Origin of the sequence: Nioella ostreopsis, assembly GCF_004000255.1 — a bacterium.
In the GTDB taxonomy this organism is placed as follows: Bacteria; Pseudomonadota; Alphaproteobacteria; order Rhodobacterales; family Rhodobacteraceae; genus Nioella; species Nioella ostreopsis.
Genome location: NZ_RCIQ01000006.1, coordinates 149283 through 171564, shown reverse-complemented (window position 1 = coordinate 171564; position 22282 = coordinate 149283). Strand labels below are relative to the sequence as shown.

Annotated in this window: 24 protein-coding genes; 5 read left to right on the top strand and 19 right to left on the bottom strand. The window is 64.9% G+C overall.

The features are described from left to right. Nucleotides 1-2 precede the first annotated feature (2 nt). From EP237_RS08920 to EP237_RS08870, 11 genes are all read right to left on the bottom strand, one after another. Complete coding sequence (locus EP237_RS08920) at nt 3-599, bottom strand: hypothetical protein (RefSeq protein ID WP_127560265.1); 597 nt, start codon at nt 597-599, stop codon at nt 3-5. Nucleotides 600-675: 76 nt separating this feature from the next. Next, nucleotides 676-1416, bottom strand: a complete 741-nt coding sequence (locus EP237_RS08915; protein WP_127560263.1) for a hypothetical protein — start codon at nt 1414-1416, stop codon at nt 676-678. 95 nt (nt 1417-1511) lie between these two features. Beyond that, complete coding sequence (locus tag EP237_RS08910; RefSeq protein ID WP_127560261.1) at nt 1512-1709, bottom strand: hypothetical protein; 198 nt, start codon at nt 1707-1709, stop codon at nt 1512-1514. A gap of 73 nt (nt 1710-1782) precedes the next feature. After that, on the bottom strand, nt 1783-2475 hold the full coding sequence (scpB, locus tag EP237_RS08905; protein WP_127560259.1) for an SMC-Scp complex subunit ScpB: 693 nt from the start codon (nt 2473-2475) through the stop codon (nt 1783-1785). Continuing rightward, the gene (locus EP237_RS08900) at nt 2465-3268 is read right to left on the bottom strand and encodes a segregation and condensation protein A (protein ID WP_127560257.1); all 804 of its coding nucleotides are present in this window, start codon (nt 3266-3268) and stop codon (nt 2465-2467) included. Before EP237_RS08900 ends, scpB begins: the two co-directional genes overlap by 11 nt. A 129-nt stretch (nt 3269-3397) precedes the next feature. Continuing rightward, entirely contained in the window at nt 3398-4399 is a 1002-nt protein-coding gene (locus EP237_RS08895; RefSeq protein WP_127560255.1) for a glycoside hydrolase family 3 N-terminal domain-containing protein, read from the bottom strand. Nucleotides 4400-4405: 6 nt separating this feature from the next. Next, entirely contained in the window at nt 4406-5374 is a 969-nt protein-coding gene (locus EP237_RS08890) for an SPOR domain-containing protein (RefSeq protein WP_127560253.1), read from the bottom strand. A gap of 124 nt (nt 5375-5498) precedes the next feature. Then, entirely contained in the window at nt 5499-7229 is a 1731-nt protein-coding gene (argS, locus tag EP237_RS08885) for an arginine--tRNA ligase (RefSeq protein ID WP_127560251.1), read from the bottom strand. A gap of 263 nt (nt 7230-7492) precedes the next feature. Further along, the gene (locus tag EP237_RS08880) at nt 7493-7888 is read right to left on the bottom strand and encodes a hypothetical protein (protein WP_127560249.1); all 396 of its coding nucleotides are present in this window, start codon (nt 7886-7888) and stop codon (nt 7493-7495) included. 58 nt (nt 7889-7946) lie between these two features. Continuing rightward, the gene (locus EP237_RS08875; protein ID WP_127560247.1) at nt 7947-9089 is read right to left on the bottom strand and encodes a deoxyguanosinetriphosphate triphosphohydrolase; all 1143 of its coding nucleotides are present in this window, start codon (nt 9087-9089) and stop codon (nt 7947-7949) included. A gap of 92 nt (nt 9090-9181) precedes the next feature. Then, nucleotides 9182-10621 carry a hypothetical protein gene (locus EP237_RS08870; protein WP_127560245.1) on the bottom strand — a complete coding sequence of 480 codons (1440 nt, stop codon included), beginning with the start codon at nt 10619-10621 and terminating at the stop codon, nt 9182-9184. A gap of 178 nt (nt 10622-10799) precedes the next feature. On the opposite strand from EP237_RS08870, the gene EP237_RS08865 reads away from it, so the two are divergent. Both EP237_RS08865 and EP237_RS08860 read left to right on the top strand, forming a co-directional pair. Beyond that, nucleotides 10800-11129 (top strand): HesB/IscA family protein, encoded by a 330-nt coding sequence (locus EP237_RS08865; protein ID WP_193600204.1) that lies wholly within the window; start codon nt 10800-10802, stop codon nt 11127-11129. Nucleotides 11130-11218: 89 nt separating this feature from the next. Then, complete coding sequence (locus tag EP237_RS08860) at nt 11219-11623, top strand: SpoIIAA family protein (protein ID WP_127560243.1); 405 nt, start codon at nt 11219-11221, stop codon at nt 11621-11623. A 5-nt stretch (nt 11624-11628) separates the two neighbouring features. On the opposite strand, the gene EP237_RS08855 is transcribed toward EP237_RS08860, so the two are convergent. Together EP237_RS08855 and EP237_RS23690 are read right to left on the bottom strand one after the other, a co-directional pair. Next, complete coding sequence (locus EP237_RS08855; RefSeq protein ID WP_127560241.1) at nt 11629-12885, bottom strand: hypothetical protein; 1257 nt, start codon at nt 12883-12885, stop codon at nt 11629-11631. Nucleotides 12886-12903: 18 nt separating this feature from the next. Next, nucleotides 12904-13032: a hypothetical protein gene (locus EP237_RS23690; RefSeq protein WP_276316985.1), complete on the bottom strand. Its 129-nt coding sequence runs from the start codon at nt 13030-13032 to the stop codon at nt 12904-12906. A gap of 144 nt (nt 13033-13176) precedes the next feature. Between EP237_RS23690 and xth the strand changes: the two genes are divergently transcribed. Continuing rightward, complete coding sequence (xth, locus tag EP237_RS08850) at nt 13177-13959, top strand: exodeoxyribonuclease III (RefSeq protein ID WP_127560321.1); 783 nt, start codon at nt 13177-13179, stop codon at nt 13957-13959. Between the two features lie 64 nt (nt 13960-14023). Here xth and EP237_RS08845 read toward each other — a convergent pair whose 3' ends face one another. The 5 genes from EP237_RS08845 to ugpB form a co-directional block, all read right to left on the bottom strand. Then, nucleotides 14024-15031, bottom strand: a complete 1008-nt coding sequence (locus EP237_RS08845; protein ID WP_127560239.1) for a glycerophosphodiester phosphodiesterase — start codon at nt 15029-15031, stop codon at nt 14024-14026. Next, the gene (locus EP237_RS08840) at nt 15000-16052 is read right to left on the bottom strand and encodes a sn-glycerol-3-phosphate import ATP-binding protein UgpC (protein ID WP_127560237.1); all 1053 of its coding nucleotides are present in this window, start codon (nt 16050-16052) and stop codon (nt 15000-15002) included. The genes EP237_RS08845 and EP237_RS08840 overlap by 32 nt, the downstream gene beginning before the upstream one ends. A 10-nt stretch (nt 16053-16062) precedes the next feature. Next, nucleotides 16063-16914, bottom strand: a complete 852-nt coding sequence (ugpE, locus tag EP237_RS08835) for a sn-glycerol-3-phosphate ABC transporter permease UgpE (protein ID WP_127560235.1) — start codon at nt 16912-16914, stop codon at nt 16063-16065. Beyond that, nucleotides 16914-17795 carry a sn-glycerol-3-phosphate ABC transporter permease UgpA gene (ugpA, locus tag EP237_RS08830; RefSeq protein WP_127560233.1) on the bottom strand — a complete coding sequence of 294 codons (882 nt, stop codon included), beginning with the start codon at nt 17793-17795 and terminating at the stop codon, nt 16914-16916. The genes ugpE and ugpA overlap by 1 nt, the downstream gene beginning before the upstream one ends. Nucleotides 17796-17875: 80 nt before the next feature. Continuing rightward, nucleotides 17876-19180, bottom strand: a complete 1305-nt coding sequence (ugpB, locus tag EP237_RS08825; protein WP_127560231.1) for a sn-glycerol-3-phosphate ABC transporter substrate-binding protein UgpB — start codon at nt 19178-19180, stop codon at nt 17876-17878. A 160-nt stretch (nt 19181-19340) separates the two neighbouring features. Between ugpB and EP237_RS08820 the strand changes: the two genes are divergently transcribed. Then, nucleotides 19341-20261, top strand: a complete 921-nt coding sequence (locus EP237_RS08820) for a LysR substrate-binding domain-containing protein (protein WP_127560229.1) — start codon at nt 19341-19343, stop codon at nt 20259-20261. Between the two features lie 98 nt (nt 20262-20359). Beyond that, entirely contained in the window at nt 20360-21358 is a 999-nt protein-coding gene (locus EP237_RS08815; protein ID WP_127560227.1) for a helix-turn-helix transcriptional regulator, read from the top strand. On the opposite strand, the gene EP237_RS08810 is transcribed toward EP237_RS08815, so the two are convergent. Beyond that, nucleotides 21355-22224, bottom strand: a complete 870-nt coding sequence (locus tag EP237_RS08810; RefSeq protein ID WP_127560225.1) for a ribokinase — start codon at nt 22222-22224, stop codon at nt 21355-21357. The two genes, EP237_RS08815 and EP237_RS08810, sit on opposite strands and share 4 nt — an antisense overlap. Between the last annotated feature and the right edge of the window lie 58 nt (nt 22225-22282).

Genomic DNA, 22282 nt, shown 5'->3' with positions numbered 1-22282 from the left:
TATCATTGGTCGCAGGAGGGCCGCACGCCATCCAGAGGTTCGAAACCGGGGCACAGCTCACCGCCCCAAACAAACCCTGCCGGCCCTGTCGGGTCGTGGAGCTCAAACCAGGGGTATCCGTGGGCCTCTTCCTCCGAGCGGGACTGGAGGTAGAGCCGGGTCCCCGATGCAATGTCACGCAAGACCGGCTGATCCGGGCCGGGACCGGACCGCAGGCTCCCCCCGGTCGCGCGCGCCAAAGCCGGGTAATCGCCGCGCGGGTGATCCTGTGGCAGTTCAAGCCGCACACAGGGGAGGGTCGCCTCCCCATCCTGCAGGGCTGTATCCTCACCTGCCAGGATCAGGGACAGGTCGCCCGCGTGATAGCGGATCTCGCCCGCAGCAGTCTCACCGATCCAGAGCATGTCATGCTCCCGCCGCGTGCCATCATGGTCGGGGGGATAGAGAAACCGTGCCTCTGATTGATTGGGAGACATGGGCCCCACCCGGATATAGGGGGGCGCCTGGTCATCGGTCATGCAGAAGAAATAGACGCGCGGGAAGGCCGCGGCGGGGCTGGCGAGCGCCATGGCAGCGGCCAGCAGGGCAAATCGAAACATGGGACAAATCCTTTTCCGTCATAAAACACGGAAAAAGCTGCGCCGGAAGCGGGTCCCGGCGCAAGGAATTTCTTCCCTATTCAGTGGCTTCGCCATCTTCATCCGCACCCTCTTCGGGTTGCGGGTCCGGCTCGGCGGAAATGCCGTCTTCCGGGGCACAGGGGCCTGCGCGCAGGTCATTGATCGTGGCCAGCGCCGCATCGGCGGCCTCCGGGTCCAGGGTGATCTGCATCGGCGCGACCAGCGGGTAGATCAGCTCACCCCGGTCGCCGCGCATCTGCAGCACATGGGTTCGGGCCATGACGGGCCCGAAATTGCCAAGCACCGCATCGGCCGAGAACATGCGCTGCGCACGGGTGCGCAGGGTGCGCGCGCCGTTGATCGCGTCGGGGTTTTCCTGATCGCCCTGTTCGGCGGCGGCGGTGCGCATATCTGAGAAGATGCCGCCCGCGGTCTGGATCGCCTCCCACGCGGATTGCGAGGGCATCAGCATCACGCGGGTATGGCCATTCACCGTATCTTCAGCAGGCAGGATACCGGTCAGCGGATCAAGGTCGCGCAGGTCCATGCGCAGCACCTGCACACCAACGGGGCCGCCCATGGTATAGCCCTGATTGGTCATCAGCGTCTGCACGATCCGGCAGCCCTGAAGCTCCAGTTCGATGGCGGTGTACTCCCCGGTCTCCTCGTTCACGATGACGCCGGGGGACGCGGCGCGGATCGCCAGTTCCTCGGGCGTGGGCTCCTGCTGAGCGAAGGCAGGTGCAGAGGTCAGAGACAGAAGGGCAATGGACAGGTAAAAATGGGGCCGGAGCATAAGGGATCTCTCCTGTTAGAAAGGCGCGGCGGCACAATGGCACGCAGCGCCCGAGGGCGCCAGCACCAATGCACCGAATAAACGATTGAAATAGGTCAGAGACGGGTCATCCGGCTGGCCAGGCGGGTCGCCTGACGCGCGCGCTGCGTATTGCGCTGGATAGCCTGTCGCTGATCGGGGGTCATCTGGTCGTCTTCGCGGTTGCCGAAGGCGGCATTCACCCCGGCATCGACGCCGCGATTGATCACGCGCCGCAACAGGCGGTTGAGGATCATGTTGATGATACGGTCCATGGGTCTGCCTCGAATCTGGTTGTTTTGTCCAGCTTGGCACGATTCCGTGGCAGAATTGGGGCAACCCGGACGTTCAGGGTCCGAACATGTCCTCCTGCCCCGGTCCTGGGTCCAGCGCATCGTCTTCTCCGTCGTCATCGGGGCCGGGGAACATGCCTGGCGGCGGGCGGTTGTCCAGCAGGCCCGCTTCGCGCAGCTCCTTCAGCCCGGGCAGATCACGGGTGGTTTCCAGCCCGAAATGGTCGAGGAATTGCGGCGTCACCACATAGGTCACGGGCCGGCCCGGCGTCATCTTGCGGCGGCCAAAGCGGATCCATTCCATCTCGATCAACTGGTCGATGGTGCCCCGGCTGACAGACACGCCCCGGATCTCTTCGATCTCGGCGCGGGTGCAGGGCTGGTGATAGGCGATGATGGCCAGCGTTTCGATGGCCGCCCGGCTGAGCTTGCGGGTTTCCACCGTCTCGCGATTCATCAGGAACGACAGGTCGGGCGCGGTGCGAATGGCCCAGGCATCGCCCACGCGGGCCACGTTGACCCCCCTGCCCTGATAGCGGCGGCGCAGCAGAACCATGGCCTCTGCCGCGTCGCAGCCATGAGGCATCCGGTCCTGCATGGCGCGGGTGGTCAGCGGTTCGGCGGAGGCAAAAAGCATCGCCTCGACCATGCGTTCCTGTTCCGCGAGCGGCGGCGCCTGGAAGAGACTTTCTTCCTGTTCCTCTTCAATCGGGATGTCCCGCTCGATATCCGGGTCCTCAGCGGTCATCGGGGCCTCTTGCTTTCAGGTGGATCGGCGCGAATGTCTCGGTCTGGCGCAGGGTGGCCTTGCCGGCCTTCACCAGTTCCAGCGAGGCGGCGAAGGTCGAGGCGGTGGCAGAGCGGCGTTTCATCGGGTCGCGCCGCCAGCCATCGGGAATGAAGGTGGAGATATCGACCCAGTCCCCGGAAAAGCCAATCATGCCGCGCATGCGGTCCAGTGCCGCTTCCATGGTGAAGATGGACTCGCGGTCCAGCACGAAGGGGCGGAAATCATCGCGGGTGCGGGTGCGGGCATAGGCCTGCATCAGGTCCAGCAGCGAGGCGGTGAAGGTCGTCTTGCGGGCGGTTTCCACCCGCTCGGGCAGGCCGCGCACGAAGCGGTCCTTGCCAAGCTGATCGCGCGCCATGATCCGCGCGGCCCGGTCGCGCATGGCTTGCAGGCGTTCCAGCTGGAAGGCCAGATGCGCGGCCAGTTCCTCGCCGGTCGGGCCCTCCTCGGTGGGGTCGGGCGGCAGCAGCAGGCGGGACTTGAGGAAGGCCAGCCAGGCCGCCATCACGAGGTAGTCGGCCGCCAGTTCAATGCGCAGGGACCGGGCCTTTTCGACGAAGGCCAGATATTGCTCGGCCAGTTTCAGGACCGAGATCTTGCGCAGATCCACCTTCTGGGTGCGGCTCAGCGTCAAGAGCACGTCGAGCGGGCCTTCGAACCCGTCCACGTCGACGATCAGAGCCTCCGCCGCGCGCCGTTCGGCGACGGTTTCCCAAAGGTCCTCTGGCTGGCGATCTGTGCTGTCTGACATCGGGGCGGGTCCAAGGTGAAGGGGGACAAGGTCCGGTCCTGGCAGGGGAATGTCAAGATCGGCGGTCGCGCGGGGGGACGCGATTTCGAAATCGCGTTTTCGGGCAGCGCGCGCGGCGATTCTGCATGTCTATTTCAGCAGCGCTTCAAGCTCCGACAGGGCCTCCCGCTCGGAAATCGACATGGTGCGCCTGCGGCTGCCAAGGGCGCGGGAAAGCCGCTTCGAAGCGGCTTCGTCCAGCCCCCCGGCAGCGGTGACGACGGCTTCCATCTCGTCCGGCTTGCCGTTGCAATGCAAAACCACATCACAGCCCGCCGCCCTTGCCCGCGCCGCCCGGTCCGTCAAACTGCCCGGCAGCGCATTCATCGACAGATCGTCGGTCATCAGCAGCCCGTCAAATCCGATCTCCTCGCGGATCAGCCGGATCATGGCGGGGCTGAGCGTTGCGGGGGCATCGGGGTCGATCCGTTCAAAGACCAGATGCGCGCTCATCCCCCAATGCAGATCGCGCAACGCCCGGAAGGCGGCGAAATCCGTCTGTTCGAGCTCATCGCGCGACGCTGTCACATGCGGCAGGTCATGATGGCTGTCGAGCGTTCCGAGCCCATGGCCGGGCATGTGCTTCATCACCGGAAACACCCCGGCATCCGACACCCCCTCGGCTACGGCACGCGAGATTTTCACAACGGTTTCAATATCTTCCCCATAGCAGCGATTGCGCAGGAACGGGTGAGTATTGGCCCGGGCAATATCGGCACAAGGCGCGCAATTGCCGTCGATGCCGATCGCCAGATGTTCGCGCCCGATAAGATAGCTGCGCAGATACATGGAGCGCGCGGCCCCTTCAGGCCCCGCCTTTGCCACCTGGTCCAAGGGCGGCAGCCATTCGCGCCAATGCGGCGCGCGCAGGCGCTGCACCCGGCCGCCTTCCTGATCCACGAAAATGGGGGCCTGCCAACCCACGGCGTCTCGCAGATCACCGGTCAGCCGCCGCACCTGATCCGGCGTTTCCACGTTACGGGCAAAGAGGATGAACCCCACCGGGGCCACTTCCGCAAAAAACGCCGCCTCCGCACGCGTGAGTTGCGGGCCGAGGCACCCGAGGATCGTGGCGCTTCTGGCGGCGTGCACGGACGATCAACGCACGGTGACGGGGATACAGGGCGCCCCCTGCGCATTCAGCGCCGTGCAGAAGCGGCGGGCATCCGAGAGGTCATCGAACCCATGCGCCCGCAGACGGAAGAAGGCCCGCCCGCCCGACACGGCCCGCTGCACCACCCGGTCCTTGTCGCGGAAGAAATCCGGGTAAAGCCGCGCCAGCCGCACCCATTCCTCGCGCGCGGTTTCGGCGTCGTCAAAGGCCCCGAGCTGCACCAGACGGGTGCCCGTGGCCAGCCCTTCCGGGTCAAGCTCGGCCACCGATGCGGCCGCCGGTTGCGCGGCGGCCGGGGCAGCCGGGCTCAGCGACGCCACCAGCACGACCTCTTCCGGGCGGCTCAGCGGGCGCAGGGACCGGCTGACGCCGGGAATGGTGGCCGGGATCACGTCGATCAGCGGGCGCGGAGCCGCGGCAAGCGCTTCGGCCACCGCAGCATCCACAGGGTTGCCAGCGGCGACGGCTTCGGCTTCGGCGGCCGGTTCCAGCGGCTCCAGCGGCGTGGCTTCTTCCAGCAGTCGATCGATCAGAGCCAGCGTTTCCTCGCCCGCGGCGTCCGCAGGCGCGGTGCTGTCTGCCGGTAGGCTGGCAGAGCTCAGGTCGATCTCTTCGATATCCAGCGGCGCCGGGGCCAGTACGATCCGGTCTGCGGCCGGCGCGGCCTCCGCCCCTTCGGTGATGCGGTTCACCGCCAGCCCCTGATGGTCCGCCACAGTGCCGCCGGGGTTTTCCGGGGCCACCCGCATCGGCCCTTCCAGCGCCCGGATCACCGGCACGCCGGAGACATCGCGCACGGTCAACTGCCAGGCCCAGATCGCCAGCCCGACGATCAGCGCGACCGACATCAGGGCGCCGATCCAGTTTACGATGATGGACATGCCCGACGCGGCGGTTGCGCCCTCGGTGTCATACCGGGACGCGGGTTCGTCATAATACTCAATATCTGCCATGCCTGCCCTCGCTTCCCGGCATGGGCAGTCCGCAAATGATGCGGCACACCGGGTATTTCATAGCCTGCTCGATCCCCGGTCATCGCTTTTTTGGATAGACGCCCCGTTATGTTCGGGGCTGCCCTCAGCGCATTTCTTCGACCGGTGTCACGCCCAAGATACCAAGACCGTTGGAAATAACAACCTGAACGGCACCGATGAGGGCAAGTTTTGCTTTCGATGCAACAGGGTCGTCTTCCTGCAGGAAGCGCAGGGCGGGCTCTGCATTGCCCTTGTTCCACAGCCCGTGGAATTCGCTGGCCAGATCATAGAGGTAGAAGGCCACCCGGTGCGGCTCGTGACTGGTGGCGGCGATCTCGACCAGACGCGGCCATTCCGCCAGCTTCGCGGCCAGCGCAAACTCCGCCGGATGGGCGATGGCAGAGAGCTCGGACGCATCCGCCGCGATCCCCGCCTCAGCCGCCTTGCGCTGCACCGAACAGATCCGCGCATGGGCGTATTGCACGTAGAAGACCGGGTTGTCCTTGGACTGCTCGCGCACTTTGTCCAGGTCGAAATCCAGGGGCGCATCGTTCTTGCGGGTCAGCATGACGAAGCGCGTCACATCCGCGCCCACCAGGTCCACCACATCGCGCAGGGTCACGAAAGTGCCCGCCCGCTTCGACATCTTGAAGGGCTGGCCGTTCTGGTAGAGCTTCACCAGCTGCGTCAGCTTGATATCCAGCGGCACCCGGCCTGCCGACAGGGCAGACACAGCCGCCTTCATCCGCTTGACATAGCCGCCATGGTCAGCTCCGAACACGTCGATGAGCGCATCGAAGCCGCGTTGCACCTTGTCATAGTGATAGGCGATATCGGGGGCGAAATAGGTCCAGGCGCCATCCGATTTCATGATCGGGCGGTCGACGTCATCGCCATAATCGGTCGACTTGAACAGGGTCTGCTCGCGCGGCTCCCAATCCTCGGGGGTCTTGCCCTTGGGGGGCTCCAGCACGCCCTTGTAGATCAGGCCCTTGGCCTTCAGATCCTCGATGGCTGCCTCGATCCGCCCGGTGCCGTAAAGCGACTTTTCGGAATAGAACACGTCCATCTTGACGCCAAGCTGCAGCAGATCGGCGCGGATCAGCTCCATCATCGCATCGGTGGCATAGTCGCGCACCGGAACCAGCCACTCGGCCTCGGGTTTGCCGACATAGGCGTCCCCCGCCTTGTCCTTCAGCGCCTCGCCCACCTCGATCAGGTAGTCGCCCGGATAGGTGCCATCCTCGAACGCCACCTCCTGCCCATGGGCCTCCAGGTAGCGCAGATAGACGGAGCGTGCCAGCACATCGACCTGCGCGCCGCCATCGTTGATATAGTATTCGCGCGTCACCTCGTGGCCTGCGAAATCCAGCAGGCTCGCCAGCGCATCGCCAAAGACCGCGCCCCGCGTATGGCCCACATGCAGCGGCCCGGTCGGGTTGGCGGAGACATATTCCACGTTGACCTTCTGCCCCTGCCCCATGGCAGAGCGGCCATAGTCGTCACCCGCCGCCAGAACGCTCGCGATCACGCCCCGCCAGGTGGCCTCCGACAGGCGCAGGTTCAGAAAACCGGGGCCTGCGACCTCCGCGGTCTCGATGCGCGGATCGCTTGCCAGCTTGCCCGCCAAGGCCTCCGCGATATCGCGCGGCTTCAGGCCCGCAGGCTTGGCCAGCACCATGGCTGCATTGGTGGCCATATCGCCATGCGCCGCATCGCGCGGAGGTTCCACGGCGACGTTCTTCATATCCAGCCCGGCGGGCAGCGCCCCGTCAGAGGTCAGCGCCTCGAGGCTCTCGATCACAAGCGCGCGGATATCGGCGAAAAGGGTCATGTCTTACGGATCCTGTCTGGTTGAGCGCGGGTTTATCACGCAAGCGCGAGAGGTCAATCACCGAGCCGCCCTGTCCTTTCATCTTGGCTGAAATACCTCGGGGGAGTCGCGAAGCGACGGGGGCAGAGCCCCCTGCCCCGCCGCCGTCCTGCCACCAACCGTCAAGGATGTCCCGTGGCAACACGGCCCGGGCGAGTGCCCCCGCGCAAGCGGGGGTCGAGCCGGGCCGTTCGCGGGTCGACGCCACAGGCGGCGAAATCGCCTTATTTCGAGGACCCGCCCGGAACCGCTGGCGCAGGCGCAACAGGCGTCACCGGCCCGCAATAGGCATAGATCCCGGCCCAATGCTCCTGCACGAAGACCACGTCATTGTCCCATCCCGGCATGATCATGTAGCGCGCCGCCCAGGTTTCCCCCTCGCCCGAACATTGCGCATCATAAAGCCACGCCCCTGTCATGCCGCGCACTGCTTCGGGGTTCGACACCGTGCAGGCGCTTTCATAGAACAGGATCTCGGATCCGTTCAGTTCCATGACGCCATCGCTATAGGGATTGCCGCTGCAGGCGTTCAGTTCATAGCGACCTGCGGGCAGGTTCTGGGCCAGGGCGGCGGTGGCCGCCAGTGACACCAGGCAGGCCGACCCAATCATCCGTATCATTCCAAGCTCCCTTCGGATCACATCTGAGATGAAAGCAGAGCACGCCTGCCCCCGTCAGTCACGCATTTCCTGACAGGGCCGCGTGTTGCTGCAGGGCAAAGCGGTCGGTCATCCCTGCGATATAGTCGGCCACCAGCCGGGCGCGGGCGGTTTCATCCGCCGCCTGCGTCACATCGCTCTGCCATTCCTCGGGCAACAGGTCGGGCCGCGCCATGTAGAGGGGGAAAAGCTCTTCCACCACCTTCGTCACCTGCCGGCGCATCTCGACCACGGACGGCGCGCGATACATGCGGGAAAACAGGAAGGCCCGGATTTCCTTCAGATCGGTAAACAACCCGTCCGAGAACCTCACCATGGGCCGCCCTGCCCCCCGCAGCTCTTCAACGCTCTGCGGGGCCGTTTCTGCCAGCCGTGCGCGAGAGGTGTCGATCACGTCGCCCACCATCACACCGAAAACCCGGCGCAAGGCTTCGGCCCGGCGGCGTTTCCTCTCCAGCCCCGGCCAGGCGCGATCGACCTCCGCATAGGCCGCGCCCACAATGGGCAGCTCCGCCGCCTCTGCATCGGTGAACAGCCCTGCCCGCAGCCCGTCGGCCAGGTCATGGTTGTTATAGGCCACGTCGTCCGAGACGGCAGCAACCTGCGCCTCGCCGCTGGCATGGGTTTCAAGCTCCAGATCGTGGCGGGCGTTGTACTCGGCCAGGGCGAAGGGCAGTGGCGCGGGCACCGGGCCATTGTGCTTGGCAATCCCTTCCAGCGTTTCCCAGGTCAGGTTCAGCCCGTCGAAGCCCGCATAGTTGCGTTCCAGCGTTGTCACGATCTTCAGCGCCTGCGCGTTGTGATCGAACCCGCCATGGGGGGCCATCAGCGCGTTCAGCGCATCTTCGCCGGTATGGCCAAAGGGCGTGTGGCCCAGATCATGGGCCAGCGCCACCGCCTCGGTCAGGTCTTCGTTCAGGCCAAGCGCCCGGGCAATGGTGCGCGCCACCTGCGCCACCTCGATGGAATGGGTCAGCCGGGTGCGGAAATGATCGCCCTCATGTTCCACGAAGACCTGTGTCTTGTGCTTGAGCCTGCGGAACGCACCCGCATGGATGATCCGATCGCGGTCACGCTGGAAGGGCGAGCGGAAGGCGCTCTCGTCTTCCCGGTAAAGCCGGCCCCGGCTGTGATCCGGTCTGCAGGCATAGGGTGCTGCCATCGCCCTGCCTCCTTTTGCCATCTGGTCCCCGCGGCTCTGCCGGCCGCACTTGTCCACAGGCTATAGCAGGGGCCGGGTGCGGTGACGAGAGGTCACTCGGTCGAGAACCAGCCGATCATGGTCGAGACCAGCGGGCCGATCACCGGCAGCTGCGCGACCGTGCTTTCCAGAAAGCCCTGTGCGGCTTCCGCAACAAAGGCCCGCCCCTGCAAAATGCGCTCCAGTTCTCGCGAGCAGTCGGCGCTTCCGGTGACGGACTGATCGTCATTGGCAATGGCCGCATTGAGCAGCTCGAGACAATCGGCTGCCTGTAAAATGCCCGCCGCGCTTTGCCCCGCCACCCCGGAGGCGGCCCCAAAAGCGCCCGCGAAAATCGCCGTCGGCGGGCGTTGTCCGGCCAAAGCAACGGCGCTGCCGACCTCCGAGATGATGAAACGCAGCTCACGGACTTCCGGCACCGCATCCTCGCTGACACCAAGCGTCAGAAGGCTGGCATGCAGCACGGACACAAAGCGCAGGGCAGGCGAGTTGGGCCGGGTCGGGTCGATCAGATCGTTGCGCAGGCGGATCAGGCGACGGGCCTGCGCCAGAAGTGCGGCGATCACCTCCTCCTGCTCCTCCTCTCCGGCCAAGGTAGCGGCCCCGGCGGCCAGTCGGGTCTCGTGCAACAGGTGATAGGTCAACCGGTCCTGCGCGCGGGCCAGCAGCTCCGCACGGGCGCGACTGTCATCCGGCAGCGCCTCGGCCTCATCGAGGATCGCCGAGACCGGCTGGCGCAGCAGATCCGTGCGGGCCGCCAGCAGCTCGATCAACTCCTCCAACGCATCGGCAGCGGCGGGATCGGTCAGGCGGATCAGGGCTGTGACACTGGTCGCAAGACGGCGGCGGTCCTCAGGCGCGGCATTCGAGACGGCCTGCGCCAGCGCCTCAGCCTCCGGACGCGGGTCGAGGGGGCCGTCTTCGCGCGGGAAGATGTCCAGCCGACCGATCAGGGCATAGTCCGGCCGGTCCAGCGCGGGCAGAACCCCGCGCGCGGCCTCCCACTGATGCAGGCCATTCAAGTGGGCGCTGACGGCGCGGGCCTCTGCCTCGGCCTCCAGCCAGTCGCCGATCTGGTCATGCAGCCGTTCGAACCGGTCCAGCGCGGGACGCAGGATAGCGTCGGCCTCGGCCGTGGTATAACGCCCGGAACGCACGGCGCGCACCCATCCCGACAGGGTGCGGTCAGCAGAGCGATAGAGCGGGCGCAGATGCGACCAGGACTGGAACAGCCCGCCGGAAGAGGATGAGAGGTAATCATACCCCTCCGCCGTCACGCCCCGCCGATCGAAGACCGCCCGCAGGGTCGCCTCCGACACGCCGAGATCGTAATTCGCGTCATGTTCCTCATAGAGCAGCGCGACACGGTCCCGGATCGCCTGGATCGGCAGGCTGTCGGTCTGAGCACCGGCCGGGGCGGTCAGGGACAGGACCGCGACCAGAGCGGACAGGACGATTTTGACAAGGTTGGCTTTGATGCGCTCTGTGTTCATGTCGGACCCTTCCTGGCGTGACCAGAACACCGGATCATTCCCAGCCTGGCTGCCCATATGTCGCCCCGTCGGTCACCTGGGTTCAGGTTAGGAACGTCACTCTCTTGTGACTGGATGTTACACGTCCTATTTTTGTATCACGCGACCAGATTCAATCCGACCCCCCGGGAGCCCACCCATGCTGACCCTGCCTCCGAAAGTCACCGACCGCGCCTTTGCCCGGATCGCCGAGATCAACGCGGCCTCGGGCGAGGAAAAGGCCCTGCGCGTCGCCGTCGAGGGCGGCGGCTGTTCCGGCTTTCAGTACGAGATCACGCTCGACGCGCCGTCCGAGGATGACTTGGTGCTGGAGGGCAGCGGCCAGAAGGTGGTGGTGGACAGCGTGTCCCTGCCCTTCCTGTCGGATGCGGTGATTGATTTCACCGAAGAACTGATCGGCGCGCGGTTCACCATCGAGAACCCGAACGCCACATCCTCCTGCGGCTGCGGCACCTCTTTTTCCATGTGATCGCATTCGCGGCCCGGGGATTGACCCCGATCAAGGCCCGATCCGTTGGTATGGCGCAGTCTGGGGACAGCTGACAAAGGAGCTGTCCCATGACCCAACCCACCTTCACCGCCAGGCTCGACGCCCCCAACCTGCTGGTCATGGAGATCACGGGGCAGATGGATTCCGTGGCCATGGAAATCGCGCTCAACATGCTGGTGCCGGTGGTCAAGGACATGCGCCATGGCGGGGCGCTGATGCACGCCAAGGGGGTGGAATGGCCGACCCTTGGCGCCATCGGCGTCGAACTGCGCCACTGGGCACAGCTGATGGCAATGATCCGCAAGGTGGACAGGATCGCGGTGCTGACCGATCAGGGATGGGTGCAGAACCTGGCCGCCGTGGAAAGCCTGCTGGTCCCGAACCTCGAAATCCGGTCCTTCGCCCCCGATGCGGAGGCCGCCGCGCGGGCATGGTTGTCGGGCAGCGTCCCGGAAGCCGGAGTCACGCCGTAGGTGGCCTAGTTCGCTTCGGGCAACAAGGTTTCCACGAGGCCGAGCGATGTGCCCGACCCGATCAGCGCATCGGCGCGTTCGGCCATGTCGGCGATGCTGACGAACAGCCCGATATCCCCTGCCCCGGACCCGGCCTGCAACAGCGCCGCCAGCGCTTCGTCCACCAGGTCCGCGGCCTCCGCGTCCGTGTTCTGCACAGCCTCCGGCAGGGGTGCGGGCGTGGGCATGGCCGAGGGCGGGATCATCGGGGACGCTGCGGTATTTCCGCTGCTGGACGCTGCCATCTGGCGGGCCGGGGTGGCATCGGCGGTGACCATGCGGTCGAGCACCCGCCCTTCGGCCTCGGCCCCGGCGCGCAGATGGTCGGCGCGGCTGTCCAGCCGGGCGGCGGCATGGCCAAGCAGCAGGTCGCGCAGCGACCCCGGTTCGGTCAGGGCGGCCATGCGGATCAGCGGGGCAACCGGCTGCGCGGCAAAGCCCTCGCGGGTGGCCAGCGTGGTCAGGCTGCGTTCCAGTTGCACATCACCGGGCAGGCCGAACAGCTCTTCCAGCAGGCGCGCCTCGATCAGCAGAGCCCGGCGGCGGGCGGGGCTGGCCGCCCCATCGGCCACAAGGCCCTCGGCCCGCGAGGCAAGCCAGGCAAAGGCCATGTCGGCGGTCGTCGCATCGGGGCTGTCGGGCGTGGGCACGGCGGGGATGATCTGCAAGGCGGCAATCGCCGACGGATCGGGGCTGAGCGCCACACCCCAAACCGCATCGGCCTCGGACAGCGCATGATAATAGAGCGCATCGCAGCAGCCGATTTCCTGCGCCAGATCGGTCCACAAGCCCCGTTCGGCCATGCGCGCGATATCGTCTTCCAGCCAGTCGGGGATATGTCCGGCAATCAGCGCGACCTGTTCCATGGCGGGGGCCAGCGCGGCCTCGGCCTCTGCACGGGTCACGCGGCCTTCGGTCAGGGCCACGTCCCAGGAATTCAGGGTCTGAAGCTGAGTGGAAAAGAACGTGTCATGCTGCGCCCACCGATCCTGCAAAAGCTGGCTCCAATTGTCGAGATAACGGCGGGAAAAGACGATGTCGCTCTCGATGAAGGCGCGGCTGAGCTGCCCCCGCACGATGCCGAGCGCCGGGGTTGACGCAGCCTCTTCGCGCAGCTCGGTCAGGTCGGCGCGGTAGCCTTCAACAAGCGAATCCTCCTGTGCCCGCGCGGCGAAGGGCAGCGCAAGCAGGATGGCGATGATAAGGACGGTCTGTCTGATCATGGGTCTGGTCGCTCGAATTTATTGTTGTGCCGAGATCTCCACGCCGGTGACCAGCGGAGCAATTTCTGCCGTCGCGTCATCATCGGCCATAACCCGCATCGGCAGGATCAGGAAGATCACGAATAGGACAGTCAGGAAATTACGCATGGGTCTGGTCCACTCTATGGGTCACATCGCTTGAATTAATAGTGTCACATTGACACTTTAATGGCAACCCCCCTTGGCTTTACCGGCCAGACCGGCAAAAATGAGTGCAATATCTGTACATTGAACACGAACTGGACCCGCGCCATGAAGATCGCCACCTTCAACATCAACGGAATCAAGGCGCGCTATCCGGCGCTGTGCGACTGGCTGGACGAATCACAGCCCGACGTGGCGCTGTTGCAGGAAATCAAATCGGTGGATGAAAACTTCCCCCGCGAGATGTTCGAGGAACGCGGCTACAACGTGGAAACCCACGGCCAGAAGAGCTTCAATGGCGTGGCGATCCTGTCGAAGCTGCCGCTGGAGGACGTCACACGCGGCCTGCCCGGCGATGACGCAGACGAACAGGCGCGCTGGATCGAGGCCACGGTGGTGGGCGAGGCCCATGCGGTGCGGCTCTGTGGGCTGTACCTGCCCAATGGCAACCCCTGCCCCGGCCCCAAATACGACTACAAGCTCGCGTGGATGGCCCGGATGGAGGCACGGGCGCGGGACCTGCTGGCCGAGGAAATGCCGGTGGTGATGGCGGGCGATTACAACATCATCCCGCAGGACGAGGACGCCGCCCGGCCCGAGGCCTGGAAGGACGATGCGCTGGCCCGGCCCGAAAGCCGCGCCGCCTATCGCCGCATTCTGAACCTTGGCTTTACAGAGGCGTTTCGCGCACGGGTCGCGGGGCCGGATCACTATTCTTTCTGGGATTACCAGGCAGGCGCTTGGCAAAGGAATGACGGCATCCGCATCGACCACCTGTTGCTGAGCGCACAGGCCGCGGACCTGCTGGAAGCCTGCCAGATCGACAAGGAGATCCGGGCGCGGGAAAAGCCGTCGGACCACGTGCCGGTCTGGATCGAGCTGGCGGCCTGACCCGGCCGGGAGGGTTCACCGCCTTCGGGCGCGACCCGCGCGATCCGATCGAGGAAAAGGACGCTCAGCCCGTCGCCCGGATTGGCTGGACATCTTCGCGCCAGCTCAGCCCCCGGTCGAGCAAGAGGCGTTGCGCGCGGGCCGGGTAATCGGTGATGATCCCATCAATGCCCGCGTCAATGGCGCGATGCATGTCCTCGGGGCTGTTGACCGTCCAGGTGTTGACGATCAGTCCCAGATCATGGGCCAGCGCCACCTCTTTCGGGTCAAGGTCTTCGTGATAGGGGCACCAGATCAGCCCCCCGATGTGTGAAATCATGCGCGGCAAGGACCCGCCCACACTTGCCCAGGGGGCGTTCCCGATCCAGGGCGATCCCTCGAACACGTTCACCTCCATCGTCGGCGTCAGACGCGGCAGGTAGCTGAGATAGGAGCGCGGCAGATCGGGCGCCTTGCGCGCCACCTCTTCCAGCACCCGCCAGTCAAAGCTTTGTACGATCGACCGTTCCTCCAGCCCGTGTCCGCGCAGCACCGACAGGACCGCGGCTACGTAATCCGGCAGAGGCGGCGTATCGTCCGGCCTGTCGGGGTGGCTCTTGATCTCGATATTCAGCCAGATCTCCCGATAGGCGGGTTCTGCCAGTATCCGCGCGAGATCTTCGAAACGGGGGATCCTTAGGCCGTTCAGGAAGGCCTGATCGGGATAGCGCGCGGCATAGGCGGTGCCCGCCCGCAGCCCGCCCACGTCGTAGCGGCTGAGTTCCTCATAGGTCAGATCGTGGATGCGCGGACCCTCCCCCGACAGCCAGTTGCCCTCCGCATCGCGGGTCGAGGCGGACATGAGCCGGGGATTGTGGGTGATGACCGGAATGCCATCGCGGGTGGAGAGGATATCCAGCTCCACCACCTGCACCCCGATATCGAAGGTGTTGCGAAAGGCCAGCAGCGTGTTTTCCGGCAGCACCCCGCGCGCGGCCCGGTGCCCGTGGAGCCGCACGATGCCGGGGGCCCGGCGCAGGGGGGAAAGCCGGTCCACCATTTCAGCCGATCCGCCGGTCGGTCTGCGCGTCAAAGAGATGCACCAGCTCAGGCGGCAGCGAGAACCGCAGCCTGTCGCCGATCTGAACCTCTGAAATGCCCTCAAGGCTGATCACCATCTGCTGATCCGTGCCTTGAAGCGGCCCATGCAGCAGGGTGACTCCGCCCAGATGTTCCAGAAGTTCGACCTCCATCTCGATGGGGCCGGACGGATCGCGCACAAGATGCTCGGGCCGCAGTCCACAGATCACGCCGCCGCGCGCGGATTGAGCCGTGGGCACAACCGCGCCATTGGGAAGCGTGACAGAGAGGCCATCGGCGGTCGCGCGGAAGAAATTCATCGCGGGGCTGCCGATGAAGCCTGCCACGAAGACGGATGCGGGGCGTTCATAAAGCTCGATCGGGGTGCCGAACTGTTCCACATAACCGCCATTCAACACCATCAGCCGGTCGCCAAGTGTCATCGCCTCGACCTGATCATGGGTCACGAAGATCGACGTCACCCCAAGCCGTTTTTGCAGCTTGCGGATTTCCAGCCGCATCTGCACCCGCAGCTTGGCGTCGAGGTTGGACAAAGGCTCATCGAACAGGAACACCTGCGGATCGCGCACGATGGCGCGGCCCATGGCCACCCGCTGACGCTGACCGCCCGACAATTGCCGGGGTTTTCGGTCGAGATACTGCGCGATTTCCAGGATCTCGGCGGCTTCCTGCACGCGGCGGTCGATCTCGGCCTTGGGCATCTTTCGGATCTTCAGCCCATAGGCCATGTTCTGTCGCACCGTCATATGCGGATAAAGCGCATAGTTCTGGAACACCATGGCGATGTCGCGGTCCGCAGGTTCCAGCGTGTTCACCACCTTGCCACCGATGGAGACCTCGCCCGAGGTGATGCTTTCCAGCCCCGCGACCATGCGCAGAAGCGTGGACTTGCCACAGCCCGAGGGGCCCACGATGACGACAAACTCGCCATCCTCGATGTCCGCGCTGATGTGATGCAAGACCTCGGTCGGCCCATAGGATTTCGTAAGGGAGTCGAGCGTAATTCCAGCCATTTGGCGCGTCCTATTTGTCGGTCTCGGTCAGCCCTTGCACGAAGAGCTTCTGCATTGCGATCACCACGAAGATCGGCGGGATCATGGCCAGAAGGGCCGTCATCATGATGATGTTCCACTGGGGCGACTGTTCTGCCGCCTCCAGCATCTGCTTGATCGAGACCACGATGGTCATCATGTCGGTATCGGTGGTGATCAGAAGCGGCCAGAGATACTGGTTCCAGCCATAGATGAAGAGGATCACGAAGAGCGCCGCGATATTGGTGCGCGACAGCGGAATGACGATGTCCCAGAAGAACCGCATCGGCCCCGCCCCGTCGATCCGCGCGCTTTCCAGCATCTCGTCGGGAATGGTCAGGAAGACCTGCCGGAACATGAAGGTCGCGGTGGCCGAGGCAATCAGCGGCACCGTCAGGCCCCAATAGCTGTTCAGCATGCCAAGGTCCGCGATCACCTCGAAGGTGGGCAGGATGCGGACCTCCACCGGCAGCATCAGGGTGATGAAGATCATCCAGAAGAACCCCATGCGGAAGGGGAACTTGAAATAGACGATGGCAAAGGCCGATAAGAGCGAAATGGCGATTTTGCCGATCGCGATCATCAGCGCCATGATCATCGAGTTCATCAGCATCATCCACACGGGCGCGGTATTGGTGCCTTCCAGCCCCGATCCCCACAGCGTCTGGCGCAGGTTCACGAAGAACTGGTCGCCGGGCAGCATCGGGATGGGCGTTTGCAGCATCCGCTCGGCCTCGTGGCTGGCCCCGACAATGGTGATCCAGACCGGCAGCGCCACGATGGCAACACCGAGCAGCAGCACGATATGGGCCAGGATCGACAGGAGGGGACGATTCTCAACCATCAGTACTGAACCCTCTTTTCGATGAAGCGGAACTGGATCACCGTCATGACGATGACCAGGAACATCAAGATGACCGACTGCGCCGCCGATCCGCCAAGGTCGAGGCCGATGAAGCCATCGTTATAGACCTTGTAGACCAGCGTTGTGGTGGAATTGGCGGGGCCGCCTTGGGTGACGGCATGAATGATCCCGAAGGTCTCGAAGAAGGCGTAGACCGCGTTGATCACCAGCAGGAAGAAGGTGGTGGGCGAGATCAGCGGGAAGATGATCGTCGCGAAGCGCCGAATCGGGCCTGCCCCGTCGATGGCGGCGGCCTCGATGATCGAGCGAGGGATGGACTGCATGGCGGCAAGGTAGAACAGGAAGTTATAGGCCACCTGCTTCCACGCGGCGGCGATGATCACAAGGAACATCGCCTGACTTCCATTCAGGTAGTGGTTCCAGTCATATCCAACCATTTCAAGTAGATAGGGGAAGATCCCGATGGTCGGATTGAACATGAACAGGAAGAGCGCCCCGGCCAGAACCGGCGCCACCGCATAGGGCCAGATCAGAAGCGTGCGATAGGTGGTCGAGCCGCGGATCACCCGGTCGGCAAAGCCTGCGAGGATCAGCGCGAAACTCATCGAGAGGAACGCGACGGCGGCGGAGAAGAAGATCGTCCGGCCAAAGCTGTCGCGGTAATGGTCGTCCTGCAGCAGGTATTCGAAGTTCTCGAACCAGACGAATTCCGTCGAAAACCCGAAGGCGTCTTCGATCAGAAAGGACTGGTAGACCGCCTGACTTGCGGGCCAGATGAAGAAGATCAGCGTGATGATGACCTGCGGTGCCACCAGAAGATAGGGCAGCAGGGAGGCCGGGAAGTGAACGCGCTTGAGCATCGGGAAGGAACCGGGTGCGGAAGGGAAAGGCCCGGCGGCCGAGACGAGCCGCCGGGCAGGATCGCGCTAGGGGGACGCGATCAGTTCACGGACCGCTCGAAGCGGCGCAGCAGTTCGTTGCCCCGTTCAACCGCATTGTCGAGCGCTTCCTGAGCGGTCTGATCACCGGCCCAAAGCGCCTCCAGCTCTTCGTTGATCACGTCACGCACCTGCACGAAGTTGCCGAAGCGGATGCCACGGGAATTCGGGGTGGGCGTGTTCAGGCTGAGCTGCTGAATGGCGGTGTCGGTGCCGGGGTTTTCCGCGTAGAAGCCCTGCTCCTGCCCCAGCTCGTAGGCCGCCGTGGTGATCGGCACATAGCCGGTTTCCTGGCTCCACCAGGCCTGCACTTCGGGCGAGGACAGATAGGTCAGGAACTGGGCCAGACCTTCGTATTCCTCGGCATCGTGACCGCGCAGCGCCCACAGGGTCGCGCCACCGATGATGGAGTTCTGCGGCGCATCCGCAAGGTCGGTGTCAAGCGGCAGCATGGTCTGGCCGAACTCGAAATCCGCCTGTGCAACCATCGACCCGTAATAGGCCGAGGAGTTCATCCACATCCCGCATTCGCCATTGGTGAACATCGGCAGCGAGTCACCGCGACGACCGCCATAGACGAAGAGATTGCCCTCCTGCATGTCGGCAAGACGCTGAAGGCGGTTTGCAACGGCCTCGGTGTTGAAGGTGAACTCGGTGTCGAACCCGGCAAAGCCGTTTTCCTGCGTGCCCATGGGCATATCGTGCCAGGCCGAGAAGTTCTCGATCATCACCCAGCTTTGCCAGCCGATGGCCAGACCGCAGGCCATGCCGTTGTCGACCAGGGCCTGCGCGACGGCTTCCACGTCATCCCAGGTGGTGGGCACCTCGACACCGGCGGCGGCCAGCGCGTCTGCGTTGTACCACATCACCGGGGACGAGCTGTTGAAGGGCATCGACAGCAGCTCGCCTTCCGGGGTCTCGTAGTAGGAGACGACGGCAGGCAGGTAGTCGGACCCGTCGAAGGGCTCGCCCGCGTCGGCCATCATTTCCTCGACCGGGTAGATCGCGCCCTCGGCGGCCATCATGGTGGCGGTGCCGACCTCGAAGACCTGCACCAGATGCGGCTGCTCCCCGGCGCGGAAGGCGGCGATGGCGGCAGTCATGGTCTCGGTGTAGTTGCCCTTGTAGGTGGGCACGATCACGTAGTCGGACTGCATGGCGTTGAACTCGGCAGCCATACGGTCGACCCGCTCGCCGTTGGCACCGCCCATGGCGTGCCACCAGTGAATCTCGGTCTGTGCGGCGGCGGCCCCGGCCATCAGGCCCACAAGGGCGGAACTCGCCAGTAGCGTCTTGGTGAAGGTCATTTCTTCTCTCCCTGACAGAAATGCAGCTGATATGCGCGGCAGCTTTCGGGAGAGCGGGAAATAATTCAAGTGAATTTTTTATTCCCATCTTCATAACATCATGTTATATTCTGCGTTTGAAAACAGTTGCTTTCGCAGTAGCAGAAAATCAGGTAACCCATTGAAATTTCAGCTCAGACAGCTAGAAGCCTTCCGCGCCGTTGCAGAGACCGGCAATGTCACGAAGGCCGCGCAGGCGCTTGGCGTATCCCAGCCCGCCGTCAGCCGACTGCTATCGGATTTCTCCAAATCCATCGGCTTCGAACTGTTCGAGCGCCGACAGGGCCTGCTGCACCCGACAAGTGAGTCGCGCTACCTGCTGACCGAGGTGCGCCGGGTTCTGGACGGGCTGGAGCATCTCGAAGACCTGCGCCGCGACCTGACCGAACGCACCGCCGGGCACATCCGCATCGCCTGCCTGCCGGGGTTCGCCACCAGCCACCTGCCCGGCGTGCTGATGCGGTTTCTGGCGGACCGGCCCGGCGTCACGGTGACGCTGGAACCCGACCGGCCCGAACGCATCCTCGAATGGATCATCGGCGAGCAATATGATTGCGGGATCACCGACGCCTTTCCCGGCCATCCCGCCACGGAAAGCAGCGACGTGCTGATCCGATCGGTCTGCATCCTGCCCAAGGGCCACCGGCTAGCTGCAAAGAGCCACATAACCCCGCTCGATCTGGCCGATGAGAAGATGATCCACACCCGCCGCGACAGCCGCTTCTTTCACCGCCTCAGCCGGGCGTTTTCCAATTACGGGGTCGAGATCAATTCCTGGATCGAAGTGCGCCAGTTCACCGCCGCCTGCACCATCGTGGCCGAAGGCATGGGCGCGTCCGTGGTCAGCGCATTGGATGCGGCCCAGTTCGAGGGGCGAGGGCTCGTCATTCGCCCCTTCTCTCCGCCCATCCATCACCGGCTGACCATCCTGCGCCCGGCCACCGGCAGCCGCACGCCTATCGTGCTGGATTTCATCGACGCCTTCACCCGCAGCCTGGAACCTTACCTGGCCAGCGCCGGCAGCGGCGGCGATCCGGGCTGACACGCCACTGGCAGGGTTCGCAACCGGATTGGCAGGATTTGCAAGTGTCCTTGTCGGCCTGCGCCCCTATATTGGCCCTGCCAATCCCGGAGCCGCCCATGTCCACCCCCGAGTGTTTCCCCATTGCCAAGCATATGGAGCGCCTTTGCCTCGGGCTGAAACTGCCCTCCGAAAGGGTGCTGGCGCGCGCCGGTCTGCCGGCCGACTTCTTCGCCAACGAGGGGCGCGGCGCGACGGCTGCGCAGGTCTTTGCCCTGTGGCGGGCGGCAGAGGCGGAACATGGCAGCGCGGAGATGGCGTTCGACCTTGCAATGATCTCTGCCAGGGGCCAGTTCGTCCCCGCCCTCTTCGCCTTTTCCTGTAGCCCGACCGTTGAGATCGGCTTTCAGCGGCTGTCACTGTTCAAACCGCTGGCGGGGCCGTTCCGGTTGAGCCTTCAAAGCGACCTCGACGGGCTGTCCCTGCGCTTTGCCTCGCTGTCGCCCCATGATCCCCTGCCCGACAGCCTTGCGGCCTTCGAGCTTGTTTTCCTGGTAAACATGCTGCGCAACCTGACCGGCGAACAGGTGGTGCCCGACCGGGTGGACCTGCCCGCCTATGACGGCGACCGGGCGCGACTGGACAGCTATCTTGGCACCCCGGTGCAGTACGGGCATGGCTCGGGCCTGCGCCTTGCCCCGCGGGATGCAACCCGGCCGCTCATCAGCCATGATGACGAGCTGTGGCAGATGTTCGAACCGCGGCTGCGCCGGGACCTCAATGCGCTTGGTGCGCGGCAGGCCTGCGCGGACCGGGTGCGGGCGGCGCTGATCGAGATGCTGCCGGCAGGTCACGCCACGGCGGATGCGGTCGGCAGTCATCTGGGCCTGTCCACCCGCAGCCTGCACCGGCGGCTGAGCACGGAAGGCACCAGCTTTCAGACAATCCTGAACGCCACGCGCACGGAACTCTCCCTGCATTACCTGCGTCGTGAGGATGTCAGCATCGAGGAAATCTCGTACCTGCTGGCCTTCCGCGACCCCAATTCCTTCTACCGCGCCTTTCGCGGCTGGACCGGCATGACCCCGCGAGAGGCGCGGGACCAGCCCCGTCCCTAGCCGCGCTCCGACAGGAACGTATCCACCTCACCGCCCATGGGAATCGCCTCTGCCGCGCCGGGGCGGGTGACCTGAATGGCCGCTGCCGCCGACGCACGGGTCAGGGCCTGATCCAGCGGCTGGCCCGCATCAATCCCCGACAGCGCATAGCCCAAAAAGGTATCGCCCGCGCCGGTGGTGTCGACGGGGGCGACCTTGAAGGCATCGACCCGCGTTGCCGCCGCGCCCGTGATATAGGCCGCGCCCCGGCTGCCATAGGTCACCAGCAGGTCGATCCCGTCGAGCGCGCCTTGCGGCAGGGCGGCACGAAGCTGCGCCTCCTCCACCTCATTGACGGATAGAAGGTCTGTGAAGGGCAGGATGTCACGTACCGCCTCCGGATCGAAGGGGGCGGCGCAATAGCAGACCCTCAGCCCCCTGCCCCGCGCCAGCCGGGCGGCCTCGACCCCCGCGCTTGTTTCGTTCTGCAAAAGCAGCCAGTCGCCGGGCTGAGCGCTGCCAAGCGCCGTTTCCACCTGATCCTCTGTTACCTGCCGGTTCGCACCGGGAAAGAGGATAATGGCATTCTCCGCCGCGTCATCGACCGCGATGATGGCATGGCCCGTCGGCACCTCGCCCCGCGCCACATGGCTCACATCCACCCCGTCCGCCGCCAGCCGGTCCACCGTCCACTGCCCTTCCGGCCCGATGGCCCCGATATGGCGCACGGCCCCGCCCGCACGGGCGATGGCGATGGACTGGTTTGCCCCCTTGCCGCCGAGCCCGGTCTGGAGCGTCCGCGCCGCAATGGTTTCGCCGGGGGCGGGAAGATGGTCCATCCGGTAAGAGTGGTCGATATTGATCGAGCCGAGATTGTAGATCGCCATGGGTCCGGTTCGCCTGCCTGCCTGATAGGCCGAGACTAGCGCCTCCCCCGCGCCCCTG